Source organism: Leifsonia sp. C5G2, from assembly GCF_013359685.1.
Lineage (GTDB): Bacteria > Actinomycetota > Actinomycetes > Actinomycetales > Microbacteriaceae > Leifsonia.
On the sequence record NZ_JABFMV010000005.1, the window covers coordinates 206,441 to 220,408 of the forward strand.

A 13,968-nucleotide genomic window follows, 5' to 3' on the forward strand; every position below is an offset into this window, starting at 1 on the left:
GGCCATGTGGTGACGCCACGACTCGGCGGCGCAGCGGTGATCCCAGGCCACGGCTGCCGCCGCCTCGAGCGTGCGGCACCAGCCGATCAGCTCGCGGCCCTCCGAGGTGGGCGCCCAGGTGACGACGCGGAACCAGACGTCGGGTCGGTTGGGATCCCCGAAGGCGAAGCGGCGGATGACGGCGTACGGAGCGCCGAGCGCACCCTGGCGGAGCAGCCACTCGGTGGGCTGCGCATTCGCCACCGGGTGCCATTCCGCGCTCACGGCGTCACGTTACGTGCACCCGCCGACACCGCTTCTGCGGTGCTGCGGAACGAGTGCGGGTGCTCGCTCACGCGCGAACGGTACGAACGGCAGCAGTCGCGATTCAGGTGAAGAGGCGGATGAGGGCGGCGACGGCCGCCGCGGCCGGCACCACGACGATGAACGGCACCCGGAGGGCGTAGAGGCCGGCCGCGATGGCGACGGCGGGGAGGCGCGCATCCAGCTGCAGCGACTGCCCGGCGCCGAGGGTCTGCACGCAGATCAGGGCGGCGAGGAGGGCTGCGGTCAGCAGGTCGCTGACGCGGGCGACCGTCGGATGGTCGAGGGCCTTCGGCGGCACCATCCAGCCGATCGCCTTGAGCCCGAGCACCGCGATCGAGGCGAGCAGGATGACGTTCCAGGTGCTCACGGCTCCACCTCCCGCTCCATCGGCACCGCCTCGGGATGCGGCGGGTCGTCGCGGCGCCCGAACAGGTTCAGCACGCCCACCACGATCGCGACCGCCGCAGCGGCGAGCACGGGCAGTCCCGGCGTGAGGAACGGCGTGAGCAGGGTCGCGACGAACCCGGCCGCCACCGCGACGGCCTGCGTCTGCCGGGCCTTGAGCCTAGGCCAGAGCAGGCCCAGGAACGCCGCGGCGGCGGCCGCGTCGAGCCCGTAGGCCTTCACGTCCCCGATGAGGTCGCCGAGGAGCGCGCCGGCCAGCGTGGTGAGATTCCAGCCGATGTAGACGACGAGCCCGGTCGTCCAGAAACCGATGCGCTGCGCGCGCGGTTCGGCCTGCGCTGTCGCGACGGCGGTGGACTCGTCGATGGTCAGCTGAGTGGCGGCCGCCCGTCGGCAGAACCCGCGCCCGATGATCCGCGAGAGCCTCAGCGCGTAGAACGAGTTGCGCACGCCGAGCAGCGCGGCGCTCGCGATGGCGGTGCCGCCCGCCGCTCCGCCTCCGGAGGCCAGCACGCCGATGAGCGCGAACTGCGAGCCGCCGCTGAACATGATCAGGCTGAGCACGCAGGTCTGCCAGACGTCGAGGCCCGAGGCCGTCGACAGGGCGCCGAACGAGATGCCGTACGCGGCTGTGGCGACGCCGACCGCCCAGCCCGACCGGGCCGCGGCGCGTTCCTCGCTGGTCCGTTCCTGGCGCATCGTCCACGACACTATCGCGCGCGGTGGACCTTACTCGAAGAGCCGGGCGACCAGGTGTTCGGCGGTGCTGTCGTCCAGCGTCCAGGGCAGGAAGATCACGCGGTAGACGATCGGGGCGATCACGAGGTCGAGGATGTCCTCCGCCGTGACCCCGGAGTCGGGGTAGCGCTCGAGGAACAGGTTCGCCTCGATGCGGCGGTTCCGCAGGCAGTTCGACTGCTGCTCGCCGGCCGCCGACGCACCTCCGCGCAGGAGGGCGGCGTTGACGGGGTTGCTGTAGTGCGCAACGATCTCCCGCGCCCAGGCGGTGAGGTCGGCCCGCAGGTCGCCGTTCTCCGGCAGCGGCCGGGTGGGGTCGAGCTGGTAGGTGGCGATGTCGTTGATGAGGGTCGGGAGGTCGCCCCAGCGGCGGTAGATGCTGGTCGGGTTCACCCCGGCGCGCTCGGCGATCATCGGCACCGTGACGCGGTCCTGGCCCTTCTCCTCGACGAGCTCTTCGACCGCGGTCCGCACGTTGTGGATGACCGCGGCGCTGCGGCCGCCCGTGCGTCGGGCGGGAGTGGTCGTCGGTTCCATGGGAATAGCTTAAAGCAAATCTTGTTGCTTTTTCTCACATCCTCTTCTATAGTCGCAAAAGCAATCATATTTGCTTTAAGGAGTCGACATGACCGCTGCCCAGGAATCCCTCGCCACCGGCGGGATGATGGCCGTCCGGACGACGGAACGCAGTGCCCGGCGTGGTCCGCGACTGCGGCCGACCGCCGCCTTCGCCGGCACCGCGCTCGCCTTCGTGGCCGTGGCGCTCGCCGTCGGCGCCCCGAGCCCGCTGTTCGTGCTCTACGAACAGGAGTGGGGCTTCCAGCCGTGGCTGCTCACGGTCGCGTTCGCGATCTACGCGGTGACCCTGCTGATCACCCTGCTCGTGGCCGGCTCCCTGTCGGACCACATCGGACGCCGCCCGGTGCTGATCGGCGCGCTCGCCCTGCAGGTGGTCGCCATGCTCGTCTTCCTGTTCGCCCCCGACATCGGCTGGATCGTCGGCGCACGCGCTGTGCAGGGCGTCGCGACCGGTGCCGCCATGAGCACCTTCACGGCCGCCCTGGTCGAACTGGCTCCCGAGCGGCAGAAGAAGCTGGGGGCCACGATCGGGAGCACCGCGCCGGTCGGCGGCATCGCCATCGGCGCCTTCCTCACCGGCCTGGCCGTGCAGTTCGTCCCGCAGCCGACCACGCTCGTCTTCGTCACGCTGGCGGTGCTGTTCGCGGCGGGCATCCTCGTGGTCGTCGGCTCTCCCGAGACGGTCACGCGCCGCCCAGGGGCGGTGCGCTCGCTCATCCCCCGGGTGCTGATCCCGCGGGAGGCGCGCAGCGAGTTCGCCGGCGCCATCCCGCTGTTCCTGGCCACGTGGATGCTCGCCGGTCTCTTCATCGGACTGTCGCCGTCCATCCTGCACGGCGTGTTCCACCTCGACAGCGGCCTGCTGAACGGCGCCATCGTGGCCGTGCCGCCGGCCGTCGGCGCGGTCGCCGGGCTGCTGCTCACCCGGGCTCCGGCACGCCGGACGGTCGTGTGGGCCATGGCCGCGATCGTCGCCGGGGTCGCGATCGCCGCGGTCGGCATGGCCACGGCGGCGCTCCCGCTGCTGTTCGCCGGAGCGACCGTCGCGGGCGGAGGGTTCGGTGCCGGCTTCTCCGCGATGCTCCGGATGCTCGCGCCGCTCGCCCCGAACGACCAGCGCGCAGAGCTCTTCGCCGGGATCTTCCTGGTCAGCTACCTCGCTTACGGCGTGCCCGCGCTGGTGGCGGGCGAACTGATCGGCTGGATCGGCCTCCTGCCCACCGCGCTCGGCTACTCGGCCGCCATCGCGGCCGCCGCGATCGTCGCCCTGGTCGTGCAGGCGCTCAGATCACGTCGATGAGCACCTTGCCCACGGCGCCGTTCTCGACGGCGTCGTGGGCCTCCGCCGTCCGCTCCAGCGGGAACCGCGTGATCGGGAGGCCGTGCTCGGCCCCGACCTTCAGCACCCCGTCGGCCGCCGCGGCCGCCACCGCGCGCACCGCCGCCGCCTTCGACTCCGGCGCGACCGTGTAGGTCAGCACGAACTGCCAGCGCAGGTTCTTCGACATGCTCGGGCGCACCGGGATGGTCACCGAGTCGTCGTCGGGCGAGTTCGCGTAGCTGGCGATCGTGGCGTTCGCGCCTGCGACCTTCACGTCGAGCTCGACGTTGGCGGTCACGTTCACCTCCACGATGATGTCGACTCCGCGCGGGGCCAGCGCGCCGATCGCCTTGGCGGTGTCCGGATCGGTGTAGTTCACGACGTGATGCGCTCCGGCCGCCCGCGCCAGCTCCGCCTTCTCGTGGCTGCTGACCGTGGCGATCACCGTCGCCCCCGCCCACACCGCCAGCTGGATCGCGGCGTGACCGACCGCGCCCGCGCCTCCCGCGACCAGCACGGTCCTGCCGTCGAGAGAGCCGGGCGAGAGTTCGGCCGGGGCATGCTCGTACGACGTGAGCGCCCGGTGCGCGGTCAGGGCCGGGATGCCGAACGACGCCCCCTCGTCGAAGCCCACGCCGTCGGGCAGGGCGACCACGTTCCGCTCGGGCAGCACGGCCAGCTCCTGCGCCGTCCCGTCCGGACGTTGGTAGGCGGCATCCCACACCCACACGCGATCCCCGGGGCGGAAGGCCGTCACACCCTCGCCGACCTCGTCGACCACGCCCGCGCCGTCCTGGTCCGGCACCTGCGGCCGCGGCAGCTCGCTCGGGCCGCTGCCCCGGCGCGCCTTCCAGTCGGTCGGGTTCACCCCGGAGACATGGATGCGCACACGCACCTCGCCGGGACCGGGATGCGGCTCCTCGCGCTCGCCGAGGGTGAGAACGCTCGAGTCGCCGGTGGACGAGTAGGTGACAGCCTTCATGGGACCCAGCCAATCACGTGCGGGGGCCCGGTTCCAGCGTGGGACAGGCTGCGAGGCGGCGCACGGCAAATGCGGCGAGACGGTTGGGGGAATTTCCGGGTCTATGTCTACGTCCACACCCCTCTCGTCCAAACCGGGCGTCCGAGCACGCGGAGATCGGGCCGTTTTGCCGGGTTCAGGGAGAAATGCCAGGCGCTCTATGGCTTCGGGCCGAGGGAAGTCCCGGAACAGGTGTCACTGTCGGGTCTGGATGCTCGCAGCCTCTAGGCTGCCGCAATCGGACCAACTCCGGCACTTGGAGGATCTACTTGACCGTCCTCACTGATGACGCCCTCCGGGGAATCGCCGAACTCGACGCGAGCGACTCGCAGGCAGCAGGTCGGGCGGGGCCGCTGGGCGATGGGATGATGGCGGCAGCCGCCCGACCGTCCGCCGCGCTCCGAAGGGCGAACGGACTGAAGGCGGCGTGCGTGGCAACGGGAGTCATCCTTTCGCTGGCGACGCTGGGAGCCGTCTACCCGACGACGATCCCAGGGGGACTGCAGTTCGTCCTGGTGGTATTGAGCGGCGCCATTCCCTTCGGTGCGCTCTATGTCCTGATGGCGCTTGCTATCACGTTGGATCGGTCAGCGCTGACCGCGCTGAAGAGGATGGGCGTCGTCGCATACTTCGATGGCGGAACGCCGTACTCCGGCCGGCGTCTTCTGCTCGGGCATCGTGGGCTTTACCGGCTCGGCCGATCCGGAGAGCTTTCGATGATTCCGTGGTCGGAGATCCATGCCGCGGGTGTCGAGGTCCGAATGTCAGGCTGCGTCATTGTGCTCGCCGTTCAGGATGGTTTCGTGGGGTTCGCGAGCGCGGGTCGGGTCGGAGGACCTCTCGCGTCCGGGTGGTCACTCGACGGCCTGCTCGGCATCGGGCAGCTGCGGCGTTCGATCGAGGAGGACTTTTCCAATAGAGGCGTCCCACTCGCGAGCGCCGACTTCAGCCGGGCGGCCTGAGCGGAGAGGATCGAGGGCATGAGCGTCGAGAGCGAGTTCTTGTCGAGCGCAGACAGGAGAGACCTTCCGCGCGCCGGGGTCACCTGGGATCGATCGACCGATCTTGCGGAATGGTCCGTACTCGAATCCAGACACCTGGCGTATCGGCACCGCGTAGGGATCCTGTTGGCCTGGGGCGACTTTCGGGGATGCTCGGCCGCTCTTCTCGTTGCCGACGACGTCCGGGCTTTCGCGTCGGAAGGACGGCCGCACGGAAGCTCTGACAACTGGGAGCTCGGTTCCGTGGATGTTACGGATACCGGCGCCGTGCTCCAAGTGTCCCTGAACGCGATGGATCCCCGCGTCGGCTCTATGACGTTGGTTGCGCGGTCGGTGACGCTGCTCCTGGGAAGCACGCCGACATCCTCGCTCGCCCCGCCGGACCTGGACGGCGGCCTCGGTGCCTTCTACACGGGGTCGCCGGGCTGGGAGTCGCCGTTCGATGTCCGATACCTCGACCGTCTCGCAGCGCCCGTCACCCCGCGGTGCACGCCCCCGAGCTGATCGGCGCCGAACCCACCGACGACAGCACGGGTCGCAGCTCGGCGAGGGTCAGGGCGTACCCGGTCTCCGGGTCGGTGGCGCTTCGCGCGAACACCACTCCGGCGACGTCGCCGTCCGCATCGAGCAGCGGGCCGCCGGAGTTTCCGGGACGGACGACGCCGCGGAGCGAGTAGATGTCGCGGTCGACGGAGCCGCTCTGGTAGATGTCCGTGCCGCGGGCGGTGATGCGGTCGCGGACGCGCTGCGGCGAGATCGTGAAGGGTCCGTCGCCGGGGTACCCCGCCGCCCAGGCGGCGGCACCGGCGGTGAGGTCGGGCCCGATGTCGAGCGCCGGCGCGTTCAGGTCGGTCACGTCGAGCACGGCCAGGTCGCGCGAGGGGTCGAAGGCGACGAGCGTTGCACGCTCCACCGACGTGCTGCCGGACTGCCGGACGACGACGGAGGACGCTCCGGCGACCACGTGCGCGTTGGTGACGACGCGGCCGCGCTGCACGACCCATCCACTGCCCTCGGAGTCGACCCCGCAGGCGGGCTTGGTCGCGAGCACGGTCACGACGGACTCCTGCGCCTTCGCGACGGCGGCCGGCACCGTGCCGTCCGGGGCCGGGACGGACTTGATGGTCTCGCCGCCCTCGAAGACCTTCGGCAGGCCGGCTCCGGCGAGGGCGTCGTCCACCGCGCCCAGCACGGTCGACGGCGGGAGGGGCGCGATGCCGTTGAGGGTCGCCACGACGCGAGACGAGCTGGCCGCCTGCACGACCGTGGCGAGGCTGGTGGCCATCGCGAAGCCCGCCAGCAGCCAGACGACCACGGCCCAGGTGAGCAGACCCAGCACCGAACCGATCAGGGAGTCGACCCAGCGGATCGGTCCGTGCCGCAGGAGTTTGCCGAGGATGCCGGCGACGGCTCCCGCGATCGCGTAGACGACACCGGCGCAGATCAGGATGACGACACCCGCGACGACGGAGCGCTGGAGGGCGGCGCCGAAACCGCTCGCGGCGAACCACCCGACCACGACGGGCGCGAGGGTGAGACCCAGCCAGAGGCCGAGCCCCAGGCCGATCAGAGTGCCGGCCGAGCGGATCGCGCCCTTGCTCCAGCCGGCGGCGACCGCGAGGACGGCGAGCACCACGAGCACGACGTCCACAACGATCTCCACGGTTTCACCCTGCCCCACGAGACTGGGTGCGGGCTCAACTGCGCGACGGTGGGCCTATCGACCTTCAGAAGCGGGGGAGTGCGCGGCATCGGTCCATCGCGTTACGACCCGCCGTCCTCCTCGTCGGAGTCGTCGACGTCGTCCGGCACCGGTTGGGGTGCCGGGACGATATCGGGATCCATCTGATCCTCCGGCACGATGTCCGGGAAGTCCGCGGTCTGCTGGTCGGTGCTCCGTCTGGCCATGGGCGAACGCTACGCCGACGTCCGAGGTGCGTATAGCCCCTGCGTGCGACTGCCGCGGTCCGTCGCATCCGCCCCTGCTCGCGCAGGCGCAGACGAGACGGACCGCAGCAGTCGGGTCAGTCGTCCTGGTCCGGTGCGTCGGCCGCCTGCGGCTTGCGCCGCGCGGTCAGCAGCACGATCGCCACGCCGATGACGGCGAGCACCACGATCGCGATCGCGATGCCGATGACGAGGCCCAGGTCCGTGCCGTTCGACGCGGCCGTCGGCTGCGGCGTGGAGGCCGCAGCGCCCGGCGGAGTGCTCGAGGACGCGCCGGGAGCCGCGGTCGCCGCGGTCGTGGCGGGTGCCGCCGACCCGTCCGCGCCGCAGGGGCTCGTCGCCGAGCCCTTGGCCGTGGCTGCGCCCGCCGGGGGCTGGTAGCCGAACGTGTACGACGACGAGACGGTGTGCCCGTCGGCCGACACGATCTGATACGTCACCGTGTAGTCGCCCGCGCCGCCGAGCGCGACGGGCGCGCTCACCTTGGTGTCGGCGACGGTGGCGCATCCCGTCTCGAAGTGCGTCGCCTCCGAGCCGGGTCCGGTGACCGTGAGCAGGTTGGTGGACCCCGTGCCCGACAGGTCGAGGACCCGGTCGTTGAACGTCAGGGTCACCGTTTCGAGCGCCGTGCTCACCGTGGCGTTCGCCGCAGGGTCGCTGCCCACCAGGTAGTCGTGGGCGTCCGCCGCGGCCGCGGGCAGCAGAGCGAGAGCGGCCGCCGCCGCGATGCCGGCGGCCCCGGCGAGCAGTCCGGTCCTCATCCCTGCACCTTACGCTCGACGCGACGACCCGCCCTGGTGAGGGCGAACACCGCGACGACCAGCGCGATCGCGCCGAGCGCGAGGCCGCCGACGCCGAGCGCGATCGACACCACCGTCGCCGTCGTGCCGGCCCCTGCCGCCTCCGGCTGCGGCGCCGCAGTGGCGACGAGCTGCGTCGCGCCGTCCTCTGCGGGCGCCGAGTCCTCGATGTAGAGGGTCGGGGCCGGGTGCTCCGGCTCTTTCCCGGAGGCGGGGGTCGGCTGGTCCCAGTCCACCACGGTGCCGTCGGAGTAGTACTGGTGCGTCGGCAGCGTCACCGAGCCCGTCTTGGGCACCGCGCCCGCGGAGACCGTGAACTGCTGGAACTGTCCCGGGGCGATCTGCACGCCGCTGTCCGCGGTCCAGGTGACCCGGATCGGCGCCTCGGTGATGGTGCCGTCGTCGGTCTTCACCGGCTGGGCGAGCTTCTCGGTGTCGACCGTGGTCGTCCATCCGGCCAGCGGCAGATAGCTGACGGACGTGAACGGCGTCTTCGTCGGCAGGTCGACGACGAGCTTCACCGTCCCCGCGGTCGCCGACTCGGTCGGCACCTTGAACGTGAGGTTGGTGTAGCTGCCCGGATCCGCATGATCGGGGTCGACGTGGACGTGGGCGCTGGCGGCGAGAGGGGCGCCGAGCAGGAGCAGAGAGGTGGATGCCGCCGCGACGGACGCGGCGAACGTGGTCTTCTTCATGGGTTTTCCCTTGCAGGTCGGAACGTCGGTGAGCGCGTGGGCGCGCGACGACATCCCGGGGAGCCGGGAGCCGTCAGAGCGCGCAGGCGATCAGCGGCGGTCCGCGATGCCGCAGCCGCGCGAGCGGGAGGCCGAGGTCGCGGAGACGCGCGGGCTCCGCCATGGCGGGGACGGGCGCGGCCGCGACGACGGGCACCGGCACGACGAGCAGCCGGTGGGCGGCGCGCACCACGCGCACCCGTGCGGTCCGGAACAGGCCCCAGAAGGCCTGCTCGCCGAAGCGGAGGGCGACGACCGTGATGAGCGCGGCAGTGGCGTGGGCCGCCCACATCGAGGGGCTCAGCTCGGACCCGTGAGAAGCCGCCATCGCCCCGAGCGTCATGGTCAGGTGGGAGCCCGCGTGCAGGTGCGACATCCCGCCCTCCGCGCTGAACCGCGCGGTGGAGTCGCCGAGGCTGAAGAGGGCGTGGAACAGGAACTGGCTCACCGCGACGGCGAGCACCAGCCGCCACAGTGACAGGCGGCGGGCGGTGAGTGCGATGGAGGCGAGGGTGGCGAACGCCATGCTCAGCGCGAGCGGCACGACCCCCGGGGTCGCCCCTCCGCCCGCGACGTGGAACAGTGCGGCGACGAGGATGGCGGTGCCGGAGGCGAGCGATCCGCGCGTGAGGCGTGCCCACCTCGATCCCATGCGCGCCCCTCTCGTGTCGTCGGCGTCCGCGACCAGTCTACGGAACCCACAACGGGGGTGACCGAACCGTCCGGATCGGGCGACACGCCGCGTTATCCTGTGCCCATGGCGGGCGTGTGGCAGCGGAGGGTGCTGGTGGTGGAGGACCACGCCCTGATGCGCTCGCTCGTGGCCGACGCATTCCGGCAGCGCGGCTTCGAGGTCGCCTCGGCGGGTTCGGCTCAGGATGCGCTGGAGCAGGCCCGCGGGTTCGACCCCGACCTGCTCGTCACCGACATCGACCTCCGTCTGCGGCCGAACGGCGTCGAGCTCGCCACCATCCTGCGGCAGGGGGCTCCGCACGTCGCCGTGCTGTTCCTCAGCAACCTGTCGCGCGAGGCCGCGGCGGCGCAGGCGCGCGGCACGGTCGAGGGCGCGTCGTTCGTGAACAAGGGCGCCATCGAGTCGGTCGACGAGCTGGTGGACGCGGCCGAGGCCGTCCTCGCCGACCGGCCGGTCGCACGGGAGCTCACGGGGACCGGTGCCCAGGCCAGGCTGCTCCGGCTCACCCCCGCCCAGCTCGAGACGACCCGACTCCTCGCGGCGGGCCTCTCCAACGCCGAGATCGCCCGTCGGCGCGGCATCTCCGTCCGCGCGGTCGAGAAGACCGTCGAGCGGGTCTTCGCGGCCCTCGACCTGTCGGGCGGCGACCGGACGACGCCGCGGGTAGCCGCGGCGACGCTGTACACGACGACGTTCGGCGACCCTGCCACGGGGCTCTGACCGGATGGACCTCCCGAACCTGCGGCGCTCCCTCGCCCGCATCTACGGCCCCTCCGCCGTCACCTGGTGGAGCTGGCTGATCACGCTGCCGTTCGCGCTGACGGTGATGTCCGGCCAGCAGTACGTCACGGGCGGCCCCGTGGCGATCCTCGCGGTCGCCGGTCTGCAGCACGCCATCCTGGGCGTGGTCCTGCTGGCCGGCGTCGCTGTGCTCCGTGTCGTGCGCGGTCGCGGGCGGGCCGTCGCCGTCCTCCTGATCTACGTGGTCGTCGGGGCCGTGCGTCCCCTGCTCTTCCTGGAGGCCGGCGGACTGCTCGGCATCCCGGTGGAGGCGGGCGACCTGGCCGGGCGGATCGCCATCAACGTCGTGAGCCTCGTCGTCGTGCTCGCTCTCATCGCGATCGGGGTGGACCTCGTCCGCGAGCACCGAGGGGTGTTCCGCCGGCTCCGCGCGGCGCAGCGCGCGTCGGAGCGGGATGCGGCCCGGGCTGCCGAACGTCTGCAGGCGCTGCGCTCCACTGCGGTGGACGGGGTCGTCGCGGCCTTGGAGGAGGCGGCGGAGGAGGCCGCCGCCCACCCGATGCAGGCGCCCGAGGCCGCGCGGCTGCTGCGCGCGGTAGCCGAGGACGTGGTGCGTCCGGCGAGCCACCGCGTGTTCGCGGACGGCGACCCGGAGCCCGCACCCGAGCTCGACCCGCTCGGCCCGCGCGAGTGGTCCGCCTCGGTCATCGGCGGGATGCGCGCGGCGCCTCCGATCGCCACGGCGCTGACGTTCTCGCTGCTGGTGGTGCCCTACGGGATCACGCTCTCCGGGTTCGGAAGCCTCGTGGGGGTCGCGGCCGGGCTGCTCGTGCTGATCGCGGCCAACACGGCGGTGGCGCGCCTTCCGCTCCCGCGCCGGGCGGCGCCCCGGCTGACCGCCCTGGTGCTCCTCTATGTCGCTGCGGGAGTGCTGCTGTCGGTCGTGGACACGCTGGTCCTGCAGTGGATCGGGATCGAGCCGGAGTCGGTCTGGTTCCAGGCGGGCATGTACCCCGTCATCGCCGTCGGTGTCGCGTTCGTCGCATCCCTGACATCGCGTGTGCGCCTCGACCAGGCCGAGCTGGAGCACGCGGTGCAGGCGAGCGTCTCGGCTGCCGCCCGCATTCGCGCCGACTACGAGCGCGAGCGGGGGGCGCTCGCGCGACTGCTGCACGCGGGCGTGCAGTCCGAGCTGATCGCCGGCGCCCTCGCCCTGACCGCGGCGCCCTCGGCCGGTCCGTCCGAGACGGCGGAGAGGATCGCGGACGTCGTCGACCGCGCCCGCGCGGCCCTGCGGGGGGCGGCACGGGAGCCGGAGCCGGCGGAACAGGTGCAAGCCCTCCTCGACAGCTGGTCGTCGGCCATCGGCCTGAGCGTGCGCGTGCGCGACGGCGCCTGGGACCGCCTGTCGGACCCGCTCCGCGCGACCGCAGTGGCGGACACCATCTCGGAGGGGCTGGCGAACGCCGTGCGGCACGGCAACGGCGCTCCCGTCCGGCTCGAACTCCGCCCGGGCGAGCCCGAGGGGGTGCGGGTGGTGATCGTCTCCGGCGGAACGCTCGGCGCCCGTGCACTCGGCGATCACTCCGGCATCGGTCTGCGACAGCTCTCAGAACACGGGACGGTCGCGATCCGCGAAGACGCCGGGCGTGTCGAGCTCGCGGTCGCCATCCCCTGAACGCCGGCTGCGGGCGTGGTCGTAACAGCCGTACCGCGAGCCCCTGCGCACGGCCGGGATGCCTACATTCGACAGTGATGGAGCGAGACTTCGTCGCCGGTCCCGGATGGGGGCTCCTGCGTGACCCGAACGCGCGGGATGAGCCCCCTGCCGGGATCTATTCGTCTGCATTGATGGAACATCCAGGCGAAATCGGGTAGAAATGTTCGGTACGCTTCAGCGCCCATCCCGGTGCGTGTCCCCCCGACCGTCTCGCCCAGGAAGTACCACCAGCTTGCCCCAGTCCACTCCCTCAGTGCGGCCTCGCCGCACACTCAGGGCACCCGTCGTGGTGGATGTGGACCAGCAGCCGGAGCTCTCCGACGATCCGGTCACGGCGTTCACCACGCCCGAGGAGCTGACTGCGACCCAGACCTTCACCAGCCGTCGCGAGCGGCGTGAGGCCGAGGAGCGTTCCCGCAAGCGCGAGCGCATCGTGGTCAAGCCGACCCGTGCGGAGCGCACGAAGCAGCCGCGTGCCGAGCGCGCGCCGCGCCAGGCCCGTCCCGCACGTTCCCCGCGTCCCGTCGGTCATCACGAGCGTCGCCGCTGGGGCGTCCACACCGTCGTCATGCTGGCGCTCGCCGCCTTCTTCGGCACGGCCGCCCTGCCCGCCTACGCGACGACCGCCGAAGGATCGACGGTCGGTTCCGCACGTACGGCCCTCGCGGTGCAGACGCTCACCGGCGGCGGCGTGACGCAGGTCGTCGCCCGCGACGGCCTCGCCATCCAGGAGAGCCCGCAGGCGCTCGACTCGACGATGAACACGACCGTCTCGCCGACGGTCCAGGCGCTCGCGGTGCAGATCATGGGCGCTGTCGCCGCCGGCCGGCTCGTCGGCTCGACGCCCAACCACATCCCGGAGATCGCCAACCTGGCCGAGGGCAAGGCCGATCCGGGCTGCGGCGTCGACTACCGCGTCCTGCAGGCCATCTCCATCGCGCTCGATAACTTCAACCAGGTCGGCGTCAGCGACATCAACCGCCGCTGCACCGGGCAGATCGAGGGTGCGGGAACCGACTCGGCCCACTACGCCGACGGCGGCGGCCACGCGGTCGACTTCTACCTGCTCAACGGCTCCCCCCTCACCGGAGGCGACGCGAAGTCGGTGCAGCTGATCAAGATCCTCGACCCGCTGGTCCCGAACGGCACCGGCCTCGGCCAGGTCGGCTGCCGCGCTTCGATGAGCCTCGACAACTTCAAGCCGTTCGACGACACGTGCAACCACCTGCACATCGACTTCCTGAAGTCGGACGGCTCCGCGCTCCGCTACGGCTGATCGCGCGCGTTCACCCGAAGAGGTTGAGCGCCGCCCACTGGATCAGGACGACCGTCTTGCCGTCGGCGATCCGGCCGTCGGCCACCATCCCGAGCGCCTCGTCGTAGGGAACGACCACGGCCTCGATCTCCTCGCCCTCCTCCGCCAGCCCGCCGCCGCCCGCGATGTCTGAGGGGACATACGGAGCCGCGTAGAAGTGGACGCGCTCGGTCACCGACCCCGGGCTCATGTACAGGTCGAACAGGTGCGTGAACTCACCGATCCGCACGCCCAGCTCCTCGGCGGCCTCCCGGCGGATGGCCTCCTCGGGCGAGTCGCCGTCGAGAAGGCCGGCCGCCGCCTCGATCAGCAGGCCGTCCGGGTGGCCGTTGACGTACGCGGGGAAGCGGAACTGCCGCGACAGCAGCAACGTGCGCCCGGCCGGGTCGTAGAGCAGCACCGTCGCGCCGTTGCCGCGGTCGTAGGTCTCACGGGTCTGCGTCGTCCACTCGCCGTCGCGGCCGCGGTAGTCGAACGTGGTTCGCCGCAGGACGTGCCCGCCGTCGGAGGTGACCTCCACATCGCGCACCCGGACGTCCGGGTTGCCGCTCAGGTCACGGCCGATGCGGTGCAGGCCGGTGCGGCCGCGGCCGTCGGGAGTGTCGTGTCCGGGCCTGTCGTGTCCGGGCCGCTCGTCGCTCACCCT

General features: G+C 71.9%; 16 protein-coding genes. 6 read left to right on the forward strand and 10 right to left on the reverse strand.

The window, feature by feature from the left end; all coding sequences use genetic code 11:
* Positions 1-367 precede the first annotated feature (367 nt).
* From HNO83_RS09205 to HNO83_RS09215, 3 genes are read right to left on the reverse strand one after another with little or no spacing between them, the layout of a single operon-like run.
* On the reverse strand, positions 368-673 hold the full coding sequence (locus HNO83_RS09205) for an AzlD domain-containing protein (RefSeq protein WP_175337226.1): 306 nt from the start codon (positions 671-673) through the stop codon (positions 368-370).
* Positions 670-1,410: an AzlC family ABC transporter permease gene (locus tag HNO83_RS09210; RefSeq protein ID WP_175337227.1), complete on the reverse strand. Its 741-nt coding sequence runs from the start codon at positions 1,408-1,410 to the stop codon at positions 670-672. Before HNO83_RS09210 ends, HNO83_RS09205 begins: the two co-directional genes overlap by 4 nt.
* 30 nt (positions 1,411-1,440) lie before the next feature.
* Positions 1,441-1,986 (reverse strand): TetR/AcrR family transcriptional regulator, encoded by a 546-nt coding sequence (locus HNO83_RS09215; RefSeq protein WP_175337228.1) that lies wholly within the window; start codon positions 1,984-1,986, stop codon positions 1,441-1,443.
* 88 nt (positions 1,987-2,074) lie between these two features.
* Here HNO83_RS09215 and HNO83_RS09220 point away from each other — a divergent pair, with 88 nt between their 5' ends.
* On the forward strand, positions 2,075-3,328 hold the full coding sequence (locus HNO83_RS09220) for an MFS transporter (protein WP_175337229.1): 1,254 nt from the start codon (positions 2,075-2,077) through the stop codon (positions 3,326-3,328).
* Here HNO83_RS09220 and HNO83_RS09225 read toward each other — a convergent pair.
* Positions 3,312-4,331 (reverse strand): NADPH:quinone reductase, encoded by a 1,020-nt coding sequence (locus tag HNO83_RS09225; protein WP_175337230.1) that lies wholly within the window; start codon positions 4,329-4,331, stop codon positions 3,312-3,314. The two genes, HNO83_RS09220 and HNO83_RS09225, sit on opposite strands and share 17 nt — an antisense overlap.
* A 308-nt stretch (positions 4,332-4,639) precedes the next feature.
* On the opposite strand from HNO83_RS09225, the gene HNO83_RS09230 reads away from it, so the two are divergent.
* Both HNO83_RS09230 and HNO83_RS09235 read left to right on the forward strand, forming a co-directional pair.
* Complete coding sequence (locus HNO83_RS09230; RefSeq protein ID WP_175337231.1) at positions 4,640-5,332, forward strand: hypothetical protein; 693 nt, start codon at positions 4,640-4,642, stop codon at positions 5,330-5,332.
* A gap of 18 nt (positions 5,333-5,350) precedes the next feature.
* Positions 5,351-5,875: a hypothetical protein gene (locus HNO83_RS09235; RefSeq protein WP_175337232.1), complete on the forward strand. Its 525-nt coding sequence runs from the start codon at positions 5,351-5,353 to the stop codon at positions 5,873-5,875.
* Here HNO83_RS09235 and HNO83_RS09240 read toward each other — a convergent pair.
* The 5 genes from HNO83_RS09240 to HNO83_RS09260 form a co-directional block, all read right to left on the reverse strand.
* Complete coding sequence (locus HNO83_RS09240) at positions 5,847-7,034, reverse strand: MarP family serine protease (RefSeq protein ID WP_175337233.1); 1,188 nt, start codon at positions 7,032-7,034, stop codon at positions 5,847-5,849. The two genes, HNO83_RS09235 and HNO83_RS09240, sit on opposite strands and share 29 nt — an antisense overlap.
* A 101-nt stretch (positions 7,035-7,135) precedes the next feature.
* Complete coding sequence (locus tag HNO83_RS09245; protein WP_175337234.1) at positions 7,136-7,279, reverse strand: hypothetical protein; 144 nt, start codon at positions 7,277-7,279, stop codon at positions 7,136-7,138.
* A gap of 116 nt (positions 7,280-7,395) precedes the next feature.
* Entirely contained in the window at positions 7,396-8,079 is a 684-nt protein-coding gene (locus HNO83_RS09250) for a copper resistance CopC family protein (RefSeq protein ID WP_175337235.1), read from the reverse strand.
* On the reverse strand, positions 8,076-8,813 hold the full coding sequence (locus tag HNO83_RS09255; protein ID WP_175337236.1) for a YcnI family copper-binding membrane protein: 738 nt from the start codon (positions 8,811-8,813) through the stop codon (positions 8,076-8,078). The genes HNO83_RS09250 and HNO83_RS09255 overlap by 4 nt, the downstream gene beginning before the upstream one ends.
* 73 nt (positions 8,814-8,886) lie before the next feature.
* Positions 8,887-9,504: a hypothetical protein gene (locus HNO83_RS09260; protein ID WP_175337237.1), complete on the reverse strand. Its 618-nt coding sequence runs from the start codon at positions 9,502-9,504 to the stop codon at positions 8,887-8,889.
* Between the two features lie 105 nt (positions 9,505-9,609).
* Here HNO83_RS09260 and HNO83_RS09265 point away from each other — a divergent pair, with 105 nt between their 5' ends.
* The 3 genes from HNO83_RS09265 (at position 9,610) to HNO83_RS09275 (ending at position 13,283) form a co-directional block, all read left to right on the forward strand.
* Positions 9,610-10,266, forward strand: a complete 657-nt coding sequence (locus HNO83_RS09265; protein WP_175337238.1) for a response regulator transcription factor — start codon at positions 9,610-9,612, stop codon at positions 10,264-10,266.
* Positions 10,267-10,270: 4 nt separating this feature from the next.
* Entirely contained in the window at positions 10,271-11,965 is a 1,695-nt protein-coding gene (locus HNO83_RS09270) for a sensor histidine kinase (RefSeq protein ID WP_175337239.1), read from the forward strand.
* Positions 11,966-12,293: 328 nt separating this feature from the next.
* Positions 12,294-13,283, forward strand: coding sequence for a hypothetical protein (locus HNO83_RS09275; RefSeq protein WP_349627114.1), 990 nt, complete (start codon positions 12,294-12,296; stop codon positions 13,281-13,283).
* Positions 13,284-13,293: 10 nt separating this feature from the next.
* On the opposite strand, the gene HNO83_RS09280 is transcribed toward HNO83_RS09275, so the two are convergent.
* Positions 13,294-13,965 (reverse strand): NUDIX domain-containing protein, encoded by a 672-nt coding sequence (locus tag HNO83_RS09280; protein ID WP_175337240.1) that lies wholly within the window; start codon positions 13,963-13,965, stop codon positions 13,294-13,296.
* Positions 13,966-13,968: the final 3 nt, after the last annotated feature.